Below are 17,144 nucleotides of genomic sequence, written 5' to 3'. Positions count from 1 at the left end.
GGAGCTATTGTCGGTCACAGCCGGACCGGAATGCCGCGGTCGGCCATGCGCTGCTTGGCTTCACCGACCGTGAATTCGCCGTAGTGGAAGATGCTGGCTGCCAGCACGGCGTCGGCGCCGCCGGCCTGGATGCCGTCCGCCAGGTGCTCGAGGCTGCCCACGCCGCCCGATGCGATCACCGGCACGCTGACGGCATCGCTCACCGCGCGAGTGAGTTCGAGATCGAATCCGCTCTTGGTGCCGTCACGGTCCATGCTGGTCAGGAGAATCTCGCCGGCGCCGCGGCGCGCCATTTCGACGGCCCACTGCACGGCGTCGAGTCCGGTGTTCTTGCGGCCGCCGTGGCTGTAGACATCCCATCCGGGACCGCGCGACGCCGCGTCTTCGGCACTGCGCCGCTTGGCGTCGATGGCCACCACGATGCACTGCGCGCCGTACTTGCCGGAGGCGTCCTCGATCACCTGGGGATTGGCGATGGCGGCGGAATTGAAGCTGGTCTTGTCCGCGCCGGCGTTGAGCAGGCGCCGCACGTCCGCGACGGTCCGGACGCCGCCGCCGACGGTCAGGGGAATGAAGACCTGCGAGGCCACGGCCTCGATGATGGGCAGGATCAGGTCGCGCCCGTCGCTGGTCGCCGTGATGTCCAGGAAGGTCAGTTCGTCGGCGCCCTGGGCGTTGTAGCGCGCCGCGATTTCCACCGGATCCCCGGCATCGCGCAGCTCGACGAAGTTGACACCCTTGACGACACGGCCACCCGTGACGTCGAGGCAGGGAATGATGCGTTTGGCAAGCATGGGAAACGTTCAGAGAGGTTCAGACAGAAATCAAAGGACGCGGAGCTGCTGCCAGCCCTGCCACTGGCCGCCCGGTGCCAGCAGGACCGACTCGTCGATGCGCGCGGCCTCTACGCAGAGCATGTGGCGCCAGCCGTCGTCGGGCAAGTCCTCGAGCTTGGCGCTCAGCAACGGACCCGGGTTCCACACCACGGTCTCGGTGCAACTGGCGCTTTGCGAGATTTCCAGCGTGCCGGACGGCTGGACCAGGCGCAACGGGCGAGCGGGTGCAGCATAGACGCTGTCGAATTCCTCGCCGAAGCCGAGTGCGGCCGCAAGTTCGACATGGCGGTCGTCACGCACCGCGTCCCATCGATTGGCGCCCTGCAGGCCTTCGAGACGAGCGGCGGTCACTTCATCCACTCGCAGATAGCTGTGCAAGGCCGCCGCGAACGACCAGGGTCCGCTGCTCGTGTTGTCGATCGTCAGTGCGATGCGGAGCTGGTGCGGGGCCAGGGTGACGGAGAGACGCGCGCGAAACGAATGCGGCCAGATCGCGCGCGTGGCCTCGTCGGAGTGCAGCGACAGGACGAGCGCGCGGCGTTTAGTGTCCCCCTCGTCGGATTCGGCCTGCCACGCGACGTTGCGCACGAAACCATGCTTGGGCAGGGGCCCGCGCATGTTGAACTGCGGCCAGCAGATCGGCACCCCGCCGCGAATGGCGCTGTGGCCATCGAAGCGCGCATCGGGGCTCAGGTAGAGCCGCTCCACGCCATCGGCGGTGATCCAGGACAGCACGTGACCGCCATGCAGCGCCACCGTGCAGCTGTCGCCCCCGGGGAGGGAGGTACGCACGGCCGGCTGGCCGCGGAAGTCGAGGGCTTGGAGTGACATGCCCCGATTCTAGGTTTGGGCCGATCGGCATTGCAGCCGGCGCCTATTTCGCTTGAAATCACATCAGCAGACGGTTGCCGGATGCGAACTGTCGGCCAGAGACGACCCTCAAAGGAGCTCCCATGAGAAGGAAACTGCCGCCAGCCGCCTGGATTCTGATCGCGATGGTCATCGGGATCGTGCTCGGCTACATGGTCTTCATCAACTTTCCCGACAAGAAATCCGCGGCCGAGATCGCCGGCTACATCTCGATCATGTCGGACGTGTTCCTGCGCCTGATCAAGATGCTGATCGGGCCGCTGGTCTTCTCCACCCTCGTCGTCGGCATCGCGCACATGGGGGACGCTGCCTCGGTCGGACGCGTGTTCGGCAAGGCGCTGGGATGGTTCGTCACGGCCTCGCTGGTGTCGCTCATCCTGGGCCTGATCATGGCGAACCTGCTCCAACCCGGGCACAACCTGGGCCTGCCGCTGCCGGACATCGGGTCCTCCGCGAACCTCGCGACTTCGAAATTCACGCTGAAGGACTTCGTGGGCCATGTGGTGCCGAAGTCCTTCGTCGAGGCCATGGCGAACAACGAGATCCTCCAGATCGTGGTGTTCTCGATGTTCTTCGGCGTCGCCCTCGCCTCGCTCGGTGAGAAGGGCAAGACGCTGGTCGCCTCGATCGACGAGCTCTCGCACGCGATGCTCAAGATCACCGGCTACGTGATGAAGCTCGCCCCGCTGGCCGTGATGGCCGCCATGGCCGCGACGGTGGCGACCAACGGCCTGCAGATCCTGCTCAAGTTCGCCGTCTTCATGGGCGGGTTCTACCTCAGCCTGTTCATTCTCTGGGGCGTGCTCGCGTTTGCCGGTTTCGTGTTCCTGGGGCCGCGCATCGTCAAGCTGCTGAAGCTCATCCGCGAGCCCTTCCTGCTGTCCTTTGCCACGGCCAGCTCGGAGGCTGCCTATCCGAAGATCCTCATCGCGCTCGACCGTTTCGGAGTCAGGCGCAAGATTTCGAGCTTCGTGATGCCGATGGGCTATTCCTTCAACCTCGACGGCTCGATGATGTATTGCACCTTCGCCGTGCTGTTCATCGCCCAGGCCTACGACATCCCGCTGACGATCGGCACCCAGATCACCATGCTGCTGATCCTGATGCTCACTTCGAAGGGGATGGCCGGCGTGCCGCGTGCGTCGCTGGTGGTGATCGCGGCCACTTTGAACCAGTTCAACATTCCCGAGGCGGGCCTGTTGCTGATCCTGGGTGTGGACACCTTCCTGGACATGGGCCGCTCGGCGACCAACGCGGTGGGCAACTCCATCGCGACGGCGGTCGTGGCCAAGTGGGAGGGTGAGTTGCTCACCGAAAGCGAGGCCGAGGCGAACGCCCGGTCGATGGACGCCGAGCTGGCGGCCACCCTCGCCCATCCTGCGCACGCCTGAGGCCATCATGCAAGTGCAGAAGCTGTCGATGGCCGCGGCGCTGCTCGGCGGGTTGCTGTGCCTGTCGTTCACGGCGACGGCCCAGACGGAGCCCGAGCCGGCTGCGCCAGCGGCGCTGACAGGGACGCTGGCCAAGGTGCGCGACTCGGGAACGGTCACCATCGGCTACCGGGAGTCCTCGGTGCCCTTTTCCTATCTCTCCGCCCGCAACGAGCCGATCGGCTATTCGATCGAACTGTGCAAGGCGCTGGTCGAGGCGATGGGCGAGGCGGTGCACAAGGAACTGGCGACAAAGTGGGTGCCCGTGACTTCCGAGACCCGCATCGACGCCGTGGTCAACGGGCAGGTCGATCTCGAGTGCGGGTCGACCACGAGCAACCTCGAACGGCAGAAGCGCGTGAGCTTCTCGCCGACGATGTTCGTGTCCGGCACCAAGTTGCTGGTCAAGAAGGGTTCGCCGATCCAGTCCTATACCGACTTGGCCGGCAAGACGGTCGCGGTGACCAGCGGGACCACCAACGAGAAGACGATGCGGGATCTGTCGACCCGATTCAAGCTCGGACTGAACCTGGTGGCTTCACGCGACCATGCCGAATCGTTTGCGCTCGTGAAGGCGGGGAAGGCCGATGCCTTCGCGACCGACGACGTACTGCTGTACGGCCTGATCGCGCAGGACCGGGGCGCCGCCCAAGGCCCGAGCGACTACCACGTGGTCGGCGATTTCCTGTCTTACGACCCCTATGGGGTGATGTACCGGAAGAACGATCCGCAGCTGAAGGCGGTCGTCGACAGCACCTTCCACGACCTGGCCGAAGACGGCGAGATCGAGCGGCAGTACAAGCGTTGGTTCCTGCGGAAGCTGCCGTCAGGCACCAGCATCAACCTGCCGATGAGCCCCCAACTGGAAACGATCATCCAGACGATGGCCATCAAGTCTGAATAGCCGGCGACGCGGCCCTTCGGGAAACGCCGCGGAGCGGCTTTGCCGTTCCGCCGGCGTTGCCCCCGGGGAGGGGGTTGGCGGCCACACGAAGTGGGCAAGCCTGGGGGCGAGCTACTGCTCTGCCAATTCGTCGGCTCGGGCCTGGGCGGCGGTGAAATCGAGATCGCCCGAGTAGATGGCCCGACCGCAGATCACGCCTTCGACACCGTCGGGTTCGACGGCGCAAAGCCTGTCGATGTCGGCCATGTTCGACAGTCCGCCCGAGGCGATCACCGGGATGGACAGCGCCTGGGCCAGCCTGACGGTGGCCTCGATGTTGATGCCGGACAGCATGCCATCGCGGCCGATGTCGGTGTAGATGATCGATTCGACGCCGTAGTCCTCGAACTTCTTGCCCAGGTCGGCGACCTCGTGGCCGGTCAGCTTGCTCCAGCCGTCGGTCGCGACCTTGCCGTCCTTGGCGTCGAGGCCGACGATGATGTGGCCGCCGAAGGCGCTGCAGGCGTCTTTCAGGAAGCCGGGGTTCTTGACCGCGGCGGTGCCGATGATCACGTAGCGCAGCCCGTCGTCGATGTAGCGCTCGATGGTGTCGAGGTCGCGGATGCCGCCGCCAAGCTGCACCGGGATGTCGTCGCCCACTTCCCTCAGGATCGCCTTGATGGCCCCGTGGTTCTGCGGCTTGCCGGCGAAGGCGCCGTTCAGGTCGACCAGGTGCAGCCGCCGTGCGCCGGCCTCGAGCCACTTCCGCGCCATGGCGGCCGGGTCTTCGCTGAACGTGGTGGACTGGTCCATGTCGCCTTGCTTGAGGCGAACGCAGTGGCCATCCTTGAGGTCGATCGCAGGAATGAGGAGCATGGTGCGGGATTGCGTGGAACGAACGATGAAATCGCAGGGAGATCGAGCGGACGAACGGAAGTGGGTGGCGAAATGCGCGATCGTACTCAGATTCGGGCGGGCGCCGCAGGCGCAGGTCCGGGCCGAGCGGTCGATCCGTTCAAGGTGTCAGGGATTCCAGTGGAGGAAATTTCGATAGAGCTGCAACCCATGGTCCGCACTCTTCTCCGGGTGGAACTGGGTGGCAAAAATATTATCGCGTGCGACGGCAGCGGTAAAGCGCTCGCCGTACTCCGCCTCGCCGGCGCTGTGGCTGGCGTCGTCCGGGCGGGCGTAGAAGCTGTGCACGAAGTAGAAATAGCTCTGGTCGGGCACCCCGGCCCAGACCGGATGGGGGCGCACCTGCCGCACTTGGTTCCAGCCCATCTGCGGCACCTTGTAGCGGCTGCCGTCCGGCTGGGTGCGGCCCGCGAGCTCGAATTTCCGGACGTTGCCCGGAATCAGCCCCAGCCCGTCGGTCGGCCCCTCGTCGCTGTGCGACAGAAGCATCTGCATGCCGACGCAGACGCCGAACAGGGGTTTACTCGCCGCAGCCTCCAGCACAGGCTCCAGGAGTCCCGAGTCGCGCAGTTCGCGCATGCAGTCGGGCATGGCGCCCTGCCCCGGCAGCACCACGCGCGTGGCCCGGCGCACGACGTCCGGGTCGGAGGTAACGAACACCTCCACCCCGACCTGGTCGGCCGCATGCTGGACCGCCTGCGACACCGATCGCAAGTTGCCCATGCCGTAGTCGACGACGGCAACAGTATTGCTGGTCATGGGATCAGAGCGACCCCTTCGTCGAAGGAATCACGCCGGCCGAGCGCGGATCGAGCTCCAGCGCCCCGCGCAGCGCCCGCGCGAAGGCCTTGAACACCGTCTCGCACTGGTGGTGCGCGTTCACGCCCTTGAGGTTGTCGATGTGCAGCGTCACGAATGCGTGATTGACGAAGCCCTGGAAGAATTCATAGGTGAGCTGGCTGTCGAACGTGCCGATCATGCCGCTCGTAAAGGGCACGTCCATCACCAGGCCCGGGCGGCCGGAGAAGTCGATCACCACCCGGCTCAGCGCCTCGTCCAGCGGCACGTAGGCATGGCCATAGCGGCGGATGCCCTTCTTGTCGCCCACGGCCTTGGCGACCGCCTGGCCCAGCGTGATGCCGACGTCCTCCACCGTGTGGTGGCCGTCGATGTGCAGGTCACCCTTGCAGTCGATGTCGAGGTCGATCAGCCCGTGGCGGGCGATCTGGTCGAGCATGTGGTCGAAGAATCCGATACCGGTCGACAACTTCGAGCGGCCGGTGCCGTCGAGGTTGACCTGGACCGTGATCTTGGTTTCAGCCGTGTTGCGCGTGACCGACGCCACGCGCGCGGCGGCTGCGACGACTGCTTCGGGTGCCGTGGGGGTGTTCATAGTGAGGCCTGGAGTGCCGCGAGCATCCGCGCGTTCTCGTCGGCGGTCCCGACGGTCAGGCGCAGGCAGTTCGCGAGCAGGGAATGCATTTTAGAAACGTTCTTGACCAGCACGCCGCGCGCCTTCATTCCCTCGAAGGTCTTTGTCGCATCGGGAACACGCACCAGGATCATGTTGGCATCGCTGGGCCAGCTCTTCACGCCGGGCAATCGCGCCAGCCCCTCGAAGACGCGGTCGCGCTGGCTGCGGATGTCGGCCGCCTGCCACTCGAACACGTCGGCGTGCTCGAGCGCGAACAGCGCGCACTCGCAATTCAGCACGCTGATGTTGTAGGGCGGGCGGACCTTGTCGACCTCGGCGACCAGCGCAGCCGGACCCATCATATAGCCCAGGCGGACGCCCGCGAGCCCGAACTTGCTGAGCGTGCGCATCAGCAGCACATGGCCGTGGCGGGCCACCCGGTCGATGTAGCTCTTGCCGGCGAAGGGCTGGTAGGCCTCGTCGATGACGACCAGGCCGCCCTGCGCGCCCTGGGCGTCGATGATCTTCTCGATCACGGCGTCGTCCCAGAGATTGGCGGTGGGGTTGTTCGGGTAGGCCAGGTAGACGATGGCGGGCTTCTCCTGCGCAATTGCGTCCAGCATGGCGCCCTCGTCCAGCTCGAAGTCGGCGGTGAGCGGCACGCCGACGAAGCGGAGGCCCTGCAATTGCGCACTCATCGCGTACATCACGAATCCGGGGACGGGCGCGACGATGGCCGCGCCGGGCAGGTCGCAAGCCATGGCGAGAAGCGAAATCAGCTCGTCCGAGCCGTTGCCCAGCATCAGCGAGAAACCTTCCGGCATGGCAGCGTGCGCGGCCAGGGCGCGCTGCAGATCGGCCCCGCGGTCGCCCGGGTAGCGATTGAGGGCGAGCGCGCCCAGTCGCTGGCCGAGCGCCGACTGCAGCTCCGCCGGCAGGCCGTAGGGGTTCTCCATCGCGTCGAGCTTGATCAGGCCGCGTGCATCCTGCACGGCGTAGGCGTGCATGGACTGCACGTCGGCACGGATGCGCCCTAGCGCAAGGGAGGTGACGGTCTTGGAGGTCATGGGGTTCAGGGGTTGCAGCGGTAGCTGTTGCGCAGTGCGGACGAGACGACGAGTTGCACCGGCATGTCGGCTTCGTAGTTGTCGGCGTTGCGCGTCAGTTCGGACTGGTAGAGGGAGCGCGCCATCGAAGGCTCGAGTTTCCGGCCATTGATGCAGAAAGGCGGCTTCTGGCCGGCGCGCTGCGCTGCCTCGCTGGCCTCTCGCAGGCCTTCCATCACGCCGACGAGGTAGTAGTTGGCGTAGAGCTTGCCGTCCTTCTCGTTGGCCTCCAGGGTCCGCATTTCGCGAATGGTCATGGCCTGCGCGCTCGCGGCGCCGGCCAGGAGGACAAGCAGCAACCCCAGACGGTTGAATCGGATTCGCATCACGGCACCTTTCCCCGGCGCCATCAGCGCAATCTCATGCGGGCCGCCTCGGCGTGCGCGGCGAGCCCTTCGCCTTCGGCCAGCGTCACCGCGATACGGCCGAGCACCTGCGCGCCCGACTCGCTCACCTCGATGAGGCTCGATCGCTTCTGGAAATCGTAGACGCCCAGCGGCGAGCTGAAGCGCGCCGTCCCGCTCGTAGGCAGAACGTGGTTGGGGCCGGCGCAGTAGTCGCCCAGGCACTCGCTGGTGTAGGCGCCGAGGAAGATCGCGCCGGCATGCTTGAGAAGCGGCTCCCAGCGGTGAGGATCACGGCTGCTGACCTCCAGGTGTTCCGGCGCGATGCGGTTGCTGATCTCGCAAGCCTCTTCCATGCTGCGGGTCTGGATCAGCGCGCCGCGTCCGTTGAGCGAGGCCGCGATGATGCCGGCGCGCTGCATCGAGGGCAGGAGACGGTCGATTTCCTGCTGCACGCGCTCGATGTAGTCGGCGTCCGGGCACAGCAGGATGCTCTGTGCGAGCTCGTCGTGCTCCGCCTGGCTGAACAGGTCCATCGCCACCCACTCGGGCGGCGTCGTGCCGTCGGCCAGTACCAGGATCTCGCTCGGGCCGGCGATCATGTCGATCCCCACGGTGCCGAAGACCCTCCGCTTGGCGGCGGCCACATAGGCATTGCCGGGCCCCGTGATCTTGTCGACGGCCGGAATGGTGGCCGTGCCGTAGGCGAGCGCCGCCACGGCCTGGGCGCCGCCGATGGTGAAGGCGCGCGTCACGCCCGCCACGTGCGCGGCGGCCAGCACAAGCGGATTCTTCTCACCGCCCGGCGTCGGCACGACCATGATGATTTCTCCCACGCCCGCTACATGCGCCGGAATCGCGTTCATCAGCACGCTGGACGGATACGCAGCCTTGCCGCCGGGCACGTAGATGCCGACGCGGTCGAGCGGCGTGACCTTCTGGCCCAGCAGGGTGCCCTCGTCGTCGCGGTAGCTCCAGCTTTCGCCGCTGGCCTTCTTCTGCGCCTCGTGGTAGCTGCGAACCCGGCGTGCCGCGGCTTCGAGCGCGTCGCGCTGCACGGCAGGCAGCGACTCGAAGGCGGCGCGCAATTCGGCGGCCGTGAGTTCGAGCGCATCCATGCCGGCCACGGCGAGCCGGTCGAAGCGGCGCGTGTATTCCAGCACCGCCTCGTCGCCGCGACGTTGCACGTCCGCCAGGATGTCGGCCACCACCTGCTCGATCGCCGCGTCCGCCTCGGCGGACCAATGCAGGCGCGCCTTGAAATCGGCCTCGAAGGTGGCCGACGTGGTGGAAAGACGGGCGGGGTCAGCTTGCAGGTTCATCGCACTTGCCGGGATCAGGAGGTGGGGATGGCCGAGGCGAAAGCGTCGACGATGCGACGGATCGCCTCGCGCTTGAGCTTGAGGGCGGCCTGGTTGACCACCAGGCGCGCGCTGATGTCCATGATGCGTTCGACTTCGACGAGGTGGTTGGCCTTGAGGGTGTTCCCGGTCGAGACGAGGTCGACGATCGCGTCCGCCAGGCCCGTGAGCGGCGCCAGTTCCATGCTGCCGTACAGCTTGATCAGGTCGACGTGGACGCCCTTGCTCGCAAAGAAATCGCGCGCCAGGCCGACGTACTTCGTCGCCACCTTGATGCGCGAGCCCTGCTTGACGGCCGACACGTAGTCGTAGTCGGCGCGCACCGCCACGCTGAGGCGGCAGGCCGCGATGCGGAGGTCGAGGGGCTGGTAGAGGCCCTGGTTGCCGTGCTCCAGCAGCACGTCGAGACCGGTGACACCGAGGTCGGCGCCCCCGTACTGCACGTAGGTGGGTACATCCGAGGCGCGGACCAGCACCACCCGCACGTCCGGGCGCGTGGTCTCGAGGATCAGCTTGCGCGATTTCTCCGGGTCTTCGGTCACTTCGATGCCTGCCGCAGCCAGCAGCGGCATCGTCTCCTCGAAGATGCGTCCCTTCGAGAGCGCCAGGGTGATCACGGCTGCACCTCGGCGGGGCCCGCCACGCGCTCGATGTCCGCACCGAGACCGCGCAGCTTGGCTTCCATCCGGTCGTAGCCGCGGTCAAGGTGGTAGATGCGGTCCACCAGCGTCTCGCCGTCGGCCACCAGGCCGGCGATGACCAGGCTGGCCGAGGCGCGCAGGTCCGTCGCCATCACGGTCGCGCCGGAAAGCTGGGTGACGCCTTCGATCACCGCCACCTTGCCGTCGGTCTGGATCCGGGCGCCCAGGCGGAGCATCTCGTCCACGTGCATGAAGCGGTTCTCGAAGATGGTCTCGGTGACCGTCGAGGTGCCTTCGGAGATCACGTTGAGCGCCATGAACTGCGCCTGCATGTCCGTCGGGAAGCCCGGGTATTCGGTCGTGCGGAAGGTCTGCGCCTTGAGGCGGCCCTGGCTCTGCACACGGATGCCGTCCTCCTGCGCCGTCACGTTCGCGCCTGCGGCACGGAGCTTCTCGATCACCGCGTCCAGATGGTCGGCACGCCCGTGTTTCAGGACCACGTCACCGCCCGTGGCTGCGACGGCGCACAGGAAGGTGCCCGCCTCGATCCGGTCGGCCACCACCTGGTGCGTGCAGCCATTCAGCTTCTCGACGCCCTGGATGCGGATCCGGCTGGTGCCGTGCCCTTCGATCTTCGCGCCCATGGCGATCAGCATTTCGGCCAGGTCCCCGATTTCGGGTTCCTGTGCGGCGTTTTCGAGCACCGTCTCGCCTTCGGCCAGCGCGGCGGCCATCAGGAAGTTCTCGGTGCCGGTGACGGTGACCATGTCGGTCGTGATGCGGGCGCCGTGGAGACGCCTGCGTCCGCCGCCGATGCTGGCCACCATGTAGCCGTGCTCGACCACGATGTCCGCGCCCATGGCCTGGAGTCCCTTGATGTGCTGGTCGACCGGCCGCGAACCGATGGCGCAGCCACCGGGGAGGGACACCTTGGCCCGCCCGAAGCGCGCCAGCAGCGGGCCGAGCGCCAGGACCGACGCGCGCATGGTCTTGACGAGTTCATAGGGTGCCTCGGGCACCTCCAGCGAGCGCGCGTTGATACGCACCGTGCCGTTGTCATCGCGGTCGGCGGCGACGCCCATGTTGTGGACCAGCTTGAGCATGGTCGCCACGTCCTTCAGGCGTGGCACGTTATGCAGGACCACGGGCTGGTCGGTCAGCAGCGCTGCGCACAGTTCGGGCAGTGCGGCATTCTTGGCGCCGGAAATGAGTACCTCGCCGCGAAGCTTGCGCCCGCCGCGAATCAGAAGTTTGTCCATGAAGAATCCGGAGGTCTAGCGGGAGGGCGAGGAAGTCTGGTCGGCCCATTCGGCGGGCGTGAAGGTTTTCATCGAGAGCGCATGCACTTCGTCGGTATGCATTTTCGCACCGAGGGTGGCATAGACACGCTGATGCCGCTGGATCGCGCGCTTGCCCTCGAACTCGGGCGAAACGATGGTGGCATACCAGTGGCGGCCATCGCCCTCGAGGGTGATGTGGTCGCAGGCGAGCCCGGTCTGAATGATGGATTGCAGCTCTTCAGCAGTCATATCAAGGTTTATCCGCGGATTTTGTAGCCGATGCGGAGGAGGTGCACAGCGATTGCGCTAACCACGAGCCAGGCGCTACCGACGATGGCGAGGCTCGTCCACGGCGAGACGTCGCTGACGCCGAAGAAGCCATAGCGGAAGCCGTCGATCATGTAGAAGAACGGGTTGAGGTGGCTGACCGCCTGCCAGAAAGGCGGCAGCGAACCGATGGAATAGAACACGCCCGACAGGAAGGTCATCGGCATGATCAGGAAGTTCTGGAACACGGCCATCTGGTCGAATTTCTCGGCCCAGAGCCCTGCGATCAAGCCCAGCGTGCCCAGGATCGCCGCGCCGAGGAACGCGAAGACGACGATCCAAAGGGGCGCGACGAAGCCCGGCATCGCGAACAGCGCCGTGACGACGAACACGCCCAGGCCCACGGCCAGCCCGCGCACGATCGACGAGCCCACGTAGGCGAAGAACCAGCCCCAGTGCGATAGCGGCGTGAGCAGCACGAACACGAGGCTGCCCATGATCTTGCTCTGGATGATCGATGACGAACTGTTGGCGAATGCGTTCTGAAGCACGCTCATCATCACGAGGCCGGGCACCAGGAACGCGGTGTAGCTGACCGTGCCGTAGACCTTGACGTGGTCCTCGAGCACGTGGCCGAACACCATCAGGTAGAGCAGCGCCGTCAGCACGGGGGCGCCAACGGTCTGGAAGCCGACCTTCCAGAAGCGCAGCGTCTCCTTGTAGAGCAAGGCGCGCCAGCCCAGGGCGTTGATCATCATGCGAGCCCCCTTGCCCGACGGGGCGTGAGAGCTTGTTGCGTGCGGCCCGGCGCGGCGCTCATCTCGCCACCTCCAGCGGCGTCTGCTCACCCGCCATGAGGTCGATGAAGACATCTTCCAGGTCGGCCTTGCGCATTTCGACGTCCTCGACATCGAGCCCCGCCTCGCGGATCGCGGCGAGCAGCTGCTCGACCTCGTGCGCGTTCTGTGCGGGCAGTTGAACGATCCGGCCGGTGATGCGGGCATGCTGCGCGATCGCCCAGGGCAGCATGCCGTCGGTCTTGAAGCGCAACACATTGCTGGCGGCCGACCGGAGCAGTTCGCTCGTACGGTCCAGCGCGATCACGCGGCCCTGCTTGAGCATGGCGATGCGATGGCACAGCGCCTCGGCCTCTTCCAGGTAGTGCGTGGTGAGCAGCACGGTGCTGCCTTCCTTGTTGAGCCTGGCCACGAACTGCCATAGCGTCTGGCGCAGTTCAACATCGACGCCGGCCGTGGGCTCGTCGAGCACGATCACCGGCGGCTTGTGGACCAGCGCCTGCGCGACCAGCACGCGGCGCTTCATGCCGCCGGAAAGCTGGCGCATGTTGGCGCTGGCCTTGTCCGCTAGCCCGAGGCTTTGCAGCAATTCGTCGATCCAGGCATCGTTGTTCTTGATGCCGAAGTAGCCCGACTGGATGCGCAGCGCTTCGCGGACGTTGAAGAAGGGATCGAAGACGAGTTCCTGCGGCACGACGCCGAGATGCCGGCGCGCCTGCGCGTATTGCGTCTGCACGTCGAAGCCATGGACGCTGATCGAGCCCGCGCTGGGGCGGGACAAGCCCGCGAGCATGCTGATCAGGGTAGTCTTGCCGGCGCCGTTCGGTCCGAGGAGGCCGAAGAACTCGCCCTCTTCGATGTCGAAGCTGACTTCATCGACCGCTCGCAGGCCCGGTTTTCCCTGGGCCCGTTGCTGGCGTGAGGCTGGATAGGTCTTGGAGACCGATTGAAAGGAGATCGCGGGCATGGGAGGCCGCGATTTTACGGGGCTCGGTGAATTCGTCAGGGCGCGGCCGGCAAAAGGCCTGCCACGCCGTACAGCGAAGCGAGTTCCCGCAAGCGGGGCGGCAGCCCCTTGACCGCGAATCCCCGGCCCAGCGCTTTCGAGTCGCGCCGGCATTCCAGCAGCACCGCCAGCGCCGATGAATCGAACTGGACCAGCGCGCTGGCGTCGACCACGGTGGAGGTGTCCGTCTGGCCTCCAAGCCCCTGCTGGAGCATGTAGACGCAGGCGGGCGCTTCGTCGTGCGTCAGCTTACGCGGCAGGACGAGCATCCGGGTCAGCTCTTGCCGTTGGACTTGTTGCGCGCCGCCAGCGCAGCGATCAGGCCGTCGATGCCCTTGCTGTTGATCTGCTGGGAGAACTGGGTGCGATAGGTATCGACCAGCCAGACGCCAAGGACGTTGATGTTGTAGATCTTCCAGCCTGCTCCGTCGCCCGGCGTCTTTTCGAGCCGGTAGTCGAGCTGCACCGGATCGCCCCCGCCCCGGACTTCGGTGCGGACGAGGACTTCCTTGTCGTCGAGCGAGCCACGGAAGGGTCGCACACTCACGGTCTGGTCGCTGACCTGGTCAAGCGCGCCCGCGTAGGTGCGCACGAGCAGGGTCTTGAACTCTTCCTCCAGGCGCTTCTGCTGTTCAGGCGTGGCCTGGCGCCACGCCGGACCGACCGCGGAGGAAGTCATGCGCTGGAAGTTCACGTTGGGCATGATCTTCGTGTCGACCAGCACCATGATCTTGCCGATATCGCCAGCCTTGATCGACTTGTCCGACTTGATGGTGTCCAGCACGTCCGTCGAGATGCGCTTGACGAGTTCATCGGGTGTTTCATCCGCCGCGTGCGCAGGCCGCACGAAAGAGACTGCGGCACCGGCGAGCAGGAGCCCCGCCAACGCCAGGCGGCCGAAAGAACGGCGTTGAAGGATCTGGTTCATCGAAAAATTCCCTTGTATCTGTTCCCAAGTCGGGCAGCTTGACGGATTGGAGAAAGCCCTACTGCTGAGGGTTCCACCCTTTGCGATGCCCGCTGCAACCGAATGCAAAGAGCCCGATGTTAGTTTCCGTCGTCGGGCAGGTCGCCGTCGTGGACTTCGTTGCGCCTTCTTGCCAGGAACGCATCGCGCGTGAACGAATAGCGATCGAGCGCCGCATCGTCGAGCAACGCGCTCGCACGCAGGAGCCTGGAGCGGAGGTCCACCAGGCGAAGCGCGTACATCGAGTTGCGCACTGGAATGTCGTTGATGAAGTTCACCGGATCGCCATTCACGTCCACGACGAGCGCACTCGCGTCACGCACCGTCGAAGGACCCAGCAGCGGAAGGACCAGGTAGGGCCCACTGGGCACGCCCCAGCGTCCCAGCGTCTGGCCGAAGTCCTCGTAATGACGGTCGATGCCAAGTTCGGTGGCGACATCCAGGATGCCGCCTAGCCCGAACACGGTATTGACGTTCAAACGCATGAATGTTTGCGCGCTGTCCTGCAGCTTGAGTTGCGCCACGCTGTTGACGAAGCTCCAGGCGTCCGTCAAATTGCTGAAGAAGTTGTTGACGCCCGTGCGCACGGGCGAGGGCAAGGCCTTCTGATAGACCGTGGCGACAGGTCGCAGGACGGCATCGTCGACGGCGTCGTTGAAGCGTGCCACCTGGCGATTGAGTGGCTCTAGCGGGTCCGCTGGATTGGCGTTCGGGCCGGTTGCGCATCCTGTCATCAGGATGAGTGCGAAGACACCCAATGCCCAGCGCAGACCGGCGGTCCTGAACGATGGGGCCATGAAAGATCGTGGTTTCATTTCTTGTTGGAGTTACCGGACGGCGAATTTCCCTCAGCCGCCTTGCTGTAGAGGAACTGACCGATCAGATTTTCCAGCACGACCGCCGACTGCGTTGCAGTAATGACGTCGCCGGCCTGGAGGTTCTTCTCGTCGGCACCCGCCTCGATACCGATGTACTGCTCGCCGAGCAGGCCGCTGGTCAGGATCTTGAGCGAGCTGTCCTTGGGGAAACTGTATCGGCTTTGCAGCGCCAGGGTGACGCTCGCCTGGAAGTTCTTGTCGTCGAACGTGATCGATTCGACACGCCCGACGACCACGCCGGCGCTCTTGACTGCCGTCTGCGGTTTCAGCCCGCCGATGTTGTCGAAACGCGCGGTCACCGGGTAGGTCTTCTGGAAGTTGAGACTCAGGAGGTTGGCCGACTGGAGCGCGAGAAAGAGCAGCGCTGCGGCGCCGATCAGCACCAAGAGGCCGACCCAGATGTCATTGTTGGAACGTTGCATGTGTTGCACTCTCTGATCGTTTTAGATGCTGAACATCATGGCGGTAAGCAGGAAGTCGAGTCCGAGCACCGCGAGCGAGGCCACGACTACCGTCCGGGTCGTGGCGCGCGAGACACCTTCGGGCGTCGGTTGCGACTGGTAGCCCTCCAGCAGCGCAATGAAGGTGACGGTGAGGCCGAACACGACGCTCTTGACGACGCCGTTGCCGACATCCCGCCATACGTCGACGCCGCCCTGCATCTGCCCCCAGAACGCGCCCGGATCGACCCCGAGCATCAGGACGCCGACCACGTAGCCGCCCAGCACGCCCACCGCGCTGAACACGGCCGCCAGCAGCGGCATGGTGATCACGCCTGCCCAGAAACGCGGCGCCAGGATGCGCTGCACCGGGTCGACCGCCATCATCTCCATGGCGCTCAGTTGCTCGCCGGCTTTCATGAGGCCGATCTCCGCAGTCAGCGAGGTGCCCGCACGGCCCGCGAAAAGCAGTGCCGCCACCACGGGCCCGAGCTCCCGCACGAGGCTGAGGGCCACCAACAGCCCGAGCGCCTCGGACGAGCCGTATCGCTGCAGCGTGTAGTACCCCTGCAGCCCGAGCACGAAGCCGACGAAGAGTCCCGACACCGCAATGATGGCGAGCGAGTAGTTGCCGAGAAAGTGGATCTGGTCGCGGACCAGCCCGAAGCGACGGAGGGTCTGGGCGCCGCGGAAGACGAGACGCAGGAAAAGGCGCGCACCCAGGCCGAGATCGGCAAGCTTGCTGCGAACTGCGAAGCCAACGTCCGACGGGTTGTACCAGCTCATGCGCGGCCCCCTCCGGCGTTGCCGAAGTCGTCGTCGACGCCGACGGCCGGATAGTGGAAATGCACGGGCCCATCAGGTAGCGCGTTGACGAACTGATGGACGAGCGGATCGGTGCTCTTGCGCACTTCGTCCGGGCTGCCCTGGGCGGCGATGCCACCATTGGCGAGGATGATCACGTGGTCGGCGATCCTGAACGTCTCTTCCAGGTCGTGCGAGACGATGATGCTGGTGAGCCCCAACGTGTCGTTGAGCTGCCGGATCAAGCGCGCGGCCGTGCCGAGCGAAATGGGATCGAGCCCGGCGAAGGGTTCGTCATACATCACCAGATCGGGGTCGAGCGCGATGGCCCGGGCCAGCGCGACGCGCCGCGCCATGCCGCCGGACACTTCGCTTGGCATCAGTTCGCGCGCGCCTCGCAATCCGACGGCGTCGAGCTTCATGAGCACGATGTCCCGGATCAGCGCTTCGGGCAATTTCGTGTGTTCCCGCAAGGGAAACGCGACGTTGTCGAAAACGCTCATGTCGGTGAAGAGCGCCCCGAACTGGAACAGCATGCCCATGCGTCGCCGCGCGGCATACAGCGCATCGGCATCGAGCTTGCCCATGTCCTGGCCGTTGACGAGCACCTCGCCGCGTTGCGCACGCAGCTGGCCGCCGATCAGGCGCAGAACCGTGGTCTTGCCACCGCCCGAGGCACCCATGAGCGCCGTCACCTTGCCACGCGGCACGGCGAACGAGACGCTGTCGAGAATCGCGCGCGCGCCGTACCCGAAGGCGACGTTGTGGAACTCGACGAGGGAACTGGCGGGAGATGTGTCCATGGCAATGAAAAAAGCCGGGGCGCCTTCAGGCATCCCGGCTCGCGGTGACACACAATGATACGGGAAGCTCGAATCCGTGCCCGCACGGGACGTTTCCCGATC

Annotated in this window: 21 protein-coding genes; 2 read left to right on the top strand and 19 right to left on the bottom strand. The window is 65.7% G+C overall.

Annotated features, from left to right (window positions below; translation table 11 throughout):
* Window positions 1-14: 14 nt before the first annotated feature.
* Together hisF and ACSFBL_RS13735 are read right to left on the bottom strand one after the other, a co-directional pair.
* A complete protein-coding gene (hisF, locus tag ACSFBL_RS13740; protein WP_435516336.1) occupies window positions 15-794 on the bottom strand; it encodes an imidazole glycerol phosphate synthase subunit HisF in 780 nt (259 codons plus the stop codon).
* 30 nt (window positions 795-824) lie between these two features.
* Window positions 825-1,667, bottom strand: a complete 843-nt coding sequence (locus ACSFBL_RS13735; protein WP_435516335.1) for a D-hexose-6-phosphate mutarotase — start codon at window positions 1,665-1,667, stop codon at window positions 825-827.
* A gap of 122 nt (window positions 1,668-1,789) precedes the next feature.
* On the opposite strand from ACSFBL_RS13735, the gene ACSFBL_RS13730 reads away from it, so the two are divergent.
* Window positions 1,790-3,097, top strand: coding sequence for a dicarboxylate/amino acid:cation symporter (locus ACSFBL_RS13730; protein WP_435516334.1), 1,308 nt, complete (start codon window positions 1,790-1,792; stop codon window positions 3,095-3,097).
* A 7-nt stretch (window positions 3,098-3,104) separates the two neighbouring features.
* Window positions 3,105-4,040 carry an amino acid ABC transporter substrate-binding protein gene (locus tag ACSFBL_RS13725; protein ID WP_435516333.1) on the top strand — a complete coding sequence of 312 codons (936 nt, stop codon included), beginning with the start codon at window positions 3,105-3,107 and terminating at the stop codon, window positions 4,038-4,040.
* 111 nt (window positions 4,041-4,151) lie between these two features.
* On the opposite strand, the gene hisA is transcribed toward ACSFBL_RS13725, so the two are convergent.
* The 17 genes from hisA to ACSFBL_RS13640 all read right to left on the bottom strand — a co-directional run bounded on the left by hisA (window position 4,152) and on the right by ACSFBL_RS13640 (window position 17,075).
* Complete coding sequence (gene hisA / locus ACSFBL_RS13720) at window positions 4,152-4,895, bottom strand: 1-(5-phosphoribosyl)-5-[(5-phosphoribosylamino)methylideneamino]imidazole-4-carboxamide isomerase (protein WP_435516332.1); 744 nt, start codon at window positions 4,893-4,895, stop codon at window positions 4,152-4,154.
* A gap of 147 nt (window positions 4,896-5,042) precedes the next feature.
* Window positions 5,043-5,693, bottom strand: a complete 651-nt coding sequence (gene hisH / locus ACSFBL_RS13715; protein WP_435516331.1) for an imidazole glycerol phosphate synthase subunit HisH — start codon at window positions 5,691-5,693, stop codon at window positions 5,043-5,045.
* 4 nt (window positions 5,694-5,697) lie between these two features.
* Window positions 5,698-6,327, bottom strand: a complete 630-nt coding sequence (gene hisB / locus ACSFBL_RS13710) for an imidazoleglycerol-phosphate dehydratase HisB (protein WP_435516330.1) — start codon at window positions 6,325-6,327, stop codon at window positions 5,698-5,700.
* Window positions 6,324-7,415 (bottom strand): histidinol-phosphate transaminase, encoded by a 1,092-nt coding sequence (gene hisC, locus ACSFBL_RS13705; protein ID WP_435516329.1) that lies wholly within the window; start codon window positions 7,413-7,415, stop codon window positions 6,324-6,326. Before hisC ends, hisB begins: the two co-directional genes overlap by 4 nt.
* 5 nt (window positions 7,416-7,420) lie before the next feature.
* Entirely contained in the window at window positions 7,421-7,780 is a 360-nt protein-coding gene (locus ACSFBL_RS13700; RefSeq protein WP_435516328.1) for a hypothetical protein, read from the bottom strand.
* 23 nt (window positions 7,781-7,803) lie between these two features.
* Window positions 7,804-9,120: a histidinol dehydrogenase gene (gene hisD, locus ACSFBL_RS13695; RefSeq protein ID WP_435516327.1), complete on the bottom strand. Its 1,317-nt coding sequence runs from the start codon at window positions 9,118-9,120 to the stop codon at window positions 7,804-7,806.
* Window positions 9,121-9,134: 14 nt separating this feature from the next.
* Window positions 9,135-9,776, bottom strand: a complete 642-nt coding sequence (gene hisG / locus ACSFBL_RS13690; RefSeq protein WP_435516326.1) for an ATP phosphoribosyltransferase — start codon at window positions 9,774-9,776, stop codon at window positions 9,135-9,137.
* On the bottom strand, window positions 9,773-11,059 hold the full coding sequence (murA, locus tag ACSFBL_RS13685) for a UDP-N-acetylglucosamine 1-carboxyvinyltransferase (RefSeq protein WP_435516325.1): 1,287 nt from the start codon (window positions 11,057-11,059) through the stop codon (window positions 9,773-9,775). Before murA ends, hisG begins: the two co-directional genes overlap by 4 nt.
* 15 nt (window positions 11,060-11,074) lie before the next feature.
* Window positions 11,075-11,329: a BolA family protein gene (locus tag ACSFBL_RS13680; RefSeq protein ID WP_435516324.1), complete on the bottom strand. Its 255-nt coding sequence runs from the start codon at window positions 11,327-11,329 to the stop codon at window positions 11,075-11,077.
* Between the two features lie 8 nt (window positions 11,330-11,337).
* Window positions 11,338-12,102 carry an ABC transporter permease gene (locus tag ACSFBL_RS13675; protein ID WP_435516501.1) on the bottom strand — a complete coding sequence of 255 codons (765 nt, stop codon included), beginning with the start codon at window positions 12,100-12,102 and terminating at the stop codon, window positions 11,338-11,340.
* A 61-nt stretch (window positions 12,103-12,163) separates the two neighbouring features.
* Window positions 12,164-13,111: an ABC transporter ATP-binding protein gene (locus ACSFBL_RS13670; protein WP_435516323.1), complete on the bottom strand. Its 948-nt coding sequence runs from the start codon at window positions 13,109-13,111 to the stop codon at window positions 12,164-12,166.
* A gap of 35 nt (window positions 13,112-13,146) precedes the next feature.
* The gene (locus tag ACSFBL_RS13665; RefSeq protein WP_435516322.1) at window positions 13,147-13,419 is read right to left on the bottom strand and encodes an STAS domain-containing protein; all 273 of its coding nucleotides are present in this window, start codon (window positions 13,417-13,419) and stop codon (window positions 13,147-13,149) included.
* A gap of 5 nt (window positions 13,420-13,424) precedes the next feature.
* Window positions 13,425-14,078: an MlaC/ttg2D family ABC transporter substrate-binding protein gene (locus ACSFBL_RS13660; RefSeq protein WP_435516321.1), complete on the bottom strand. Its 654-nt coding sequence runs from the start codon at window positions 14,076-14,078 to the stop codon at window positions 13,425-13,427.
* Between the two features lie 119 nt (window positions 14,079-14,197).
* Complete coding sequence (locus ACSFBL_RS13655) at window positions 14,198-14,914, bottom strand: MlaA family lipoprotein (RefSeq protein WP_435516320.1); 717 nt, start codon at window positions 14,912-14,914, stop codon at window positions 14,198-14,200.
* Between the two features lie 14 nt (window positions 14,915-14,928).
* Complete coding sequence (gene mlaD / locus ACSFBL_RS13650) at window positions 14,929-15,417, bottom strand: outer membrane lipid asymmetry maintenance protein MlaD (RefSeq protein ID WP_435516319.1); 489 nt, start codon at window positions 15,415-15,417, stop codon at window positions 14,929-14,931.
* A 21-nt stretch (window positions 15,418-15,438) separates the two neighbouring features.
* On the bottom strand, window positions 15,439-16,221 hold the full coding sequence (mlaE, locus tag ACSFBL_RS13645; protein WP_435516318.1) for a lipid asymmetry maintenance ABC transporter permease subunit MlaE: 783 nt from the start codon (window positions 16,219-16,221) through the stop codon (window positions 15,439-15,441).
* On the bottom strand, window positions 16,218-17,075 hold the full coding sequence (locus ACSFBL_RS13640; protein WP_435516317.1) for an ABC transporter ATP-binding protein: 858 nt from the start codon (window positions 17,073-17,075) through the stop codon (window positions 16,218-16,220). Before ACSFBL_RS13640 ends, mlaE begins: the two co-directional genes overlap by 4 nt.
* Window positions 17,076-17,144: the final 69 nt, after the last annotated feature.

This window comes from Variovorax glacialis, from assembly GCF_051216375.1.
Classification (GTDB): domain Bacteria; phylum Pseudomonadota; class Gammaproteobacteria; order Burkholderiales; family Burkholderiaceae_C; genus Variovorax.
This window is presented reverse-complemented; position numbering and strand designations above follow the sequence as displayed.

Coding starts and splice junctions, on each gene's coding strand:
- hisF (WP_435516336.1), bottom strand. CDS start 794: ATGCTTGCCAAACGCATCATTCCCTGCCTCGACGTCACGGGTGGCCGT.
- ACSFBL_RS13735 (WP_435516335.1), bottom strand. CDS start 1,667: ATGTCACTCCAAGCCCTCGACTTCCGCGGCCAGCCGGCCGTGCGTACC.
- ACSFBL_RS13730 (WP_435516334.1), top strand. CDS start 1,790: ATGAGAAGGAAACTGCCGCCAGCCGCCTGGATTCTGATCGCGATGGTC.
- ACSFBL_RS13725 (WP_435516333.1), top strand. CDS start 3,105: ATGCAAGTGCAGAAGCTGTCGATGGCCGCGGCGCTGCTCGGCGGGTTG.
- hisA (WP_435516332.1), bottom strand. CDS start 4,895: ATGCTCCTCATTCCTGCGATCGACCTCAAGGATGGCCACTGCGTTCGC.
- hisH (WP_435516331.1), bottom strand. CDS start 5,693: ATGACCAGCAATACTGTTGCCGTCGTCGACTACGGCATGGGCAACTTG.
- hisB (WP_435516330.1), bottom strand. CDS start 6,327: ATGAACACCCCCACGGCACCCGAAGCAGTCGTCGCAGCCGCCGCGCGC.
- hisC (WP_435516329.1), bottom strand. CDS start 7,415: ATGACCTCCAAGACCGTCACCTCCCTTGCGCTAGGGCGCATCCGTGCC.
- ACSFBL_RS13700 (WP_435516328.1), bottom strand. CDS start 7,780: ATGCGAATCCGATTCAACCGTCTGGGGTTGCTGCTTGTCCTCCTGGCC.
- hisD (WP_435516327.1), bottom strand. CDS start 9,120: ATGAACCTGCAAGCTGACCCCGCCCGTCTTTCCACCACGTCGGCCACC.
- murA (WP_435516325.1), bottom strand. CDS start 11,059: ATGGACAAACTTCTGATTCGCGGCGGGCGCAAGCTTCGCGGCGAGGTA.
- ACSFBL_RS13680 (WP_435516324.1), bottom strand. CDS start 11,329: ATGACTGCTGAAGAGCTGCAATCCATCATTCAGACCGGGCTCGCCTGC.
- ACSFBL_RS13675 (WP_435516501.1), bottom strand. CDS start 12,102: ATGATCAACGCCCTGGGCTGGCGCGCCTTGCTCTACAAGGAGACGCTG.
- ACSFBL_RS13670 (WP_435516323.1), bottom strand. CDS start 13,111: ATGCCCGCGATCTCCTTTCAATCGGTCTCCAAGACCTATCCAGCCTCA.
- ACSFBL_RS13665 (WP_435516322.1), bottom strand. CDS start 13,419: ATGCTCGTCCTGCCGCGTAAGCTGACGCACGACGAAGCGCCCGCCTGC.
- ACSFBL_RS13660 (WP_435516321.1), bottom strand. CDS start 14,078: ATGAACCAGATCCTTCAACGCCGTTCTTTCGGCCGCCTGGCGTTGGCG.
- ACSFBL_RS13655 (WP_435516320.1), bottom strand. CDS start 14,914: ATGGCCCCATCGTTCAGGACCGCCGGTCTGCGCTGGGCATTGGGTGTC.
- mlaD (WP_435516319.1), bottom strand. CDS start 15,417: ATGCAACGTTCCAACAATGACATCTGGGTCGGCCTCTTGGTGCTGATC.
- mlaE (WP_435516318.1), bottom strand. CDS start 16,221: ATGAGCTGGTACAACCCGTCGGACGTTGGCTTCGCAGTTCGCAGCAAG.
- ACSFBL_RS13640 (WP_435516317.1), bottom strand. CDS start 17,075: ATGCCTGAAGGCGCCCCGGCTTTTTTCATTGCCATGGACACATCTCCC.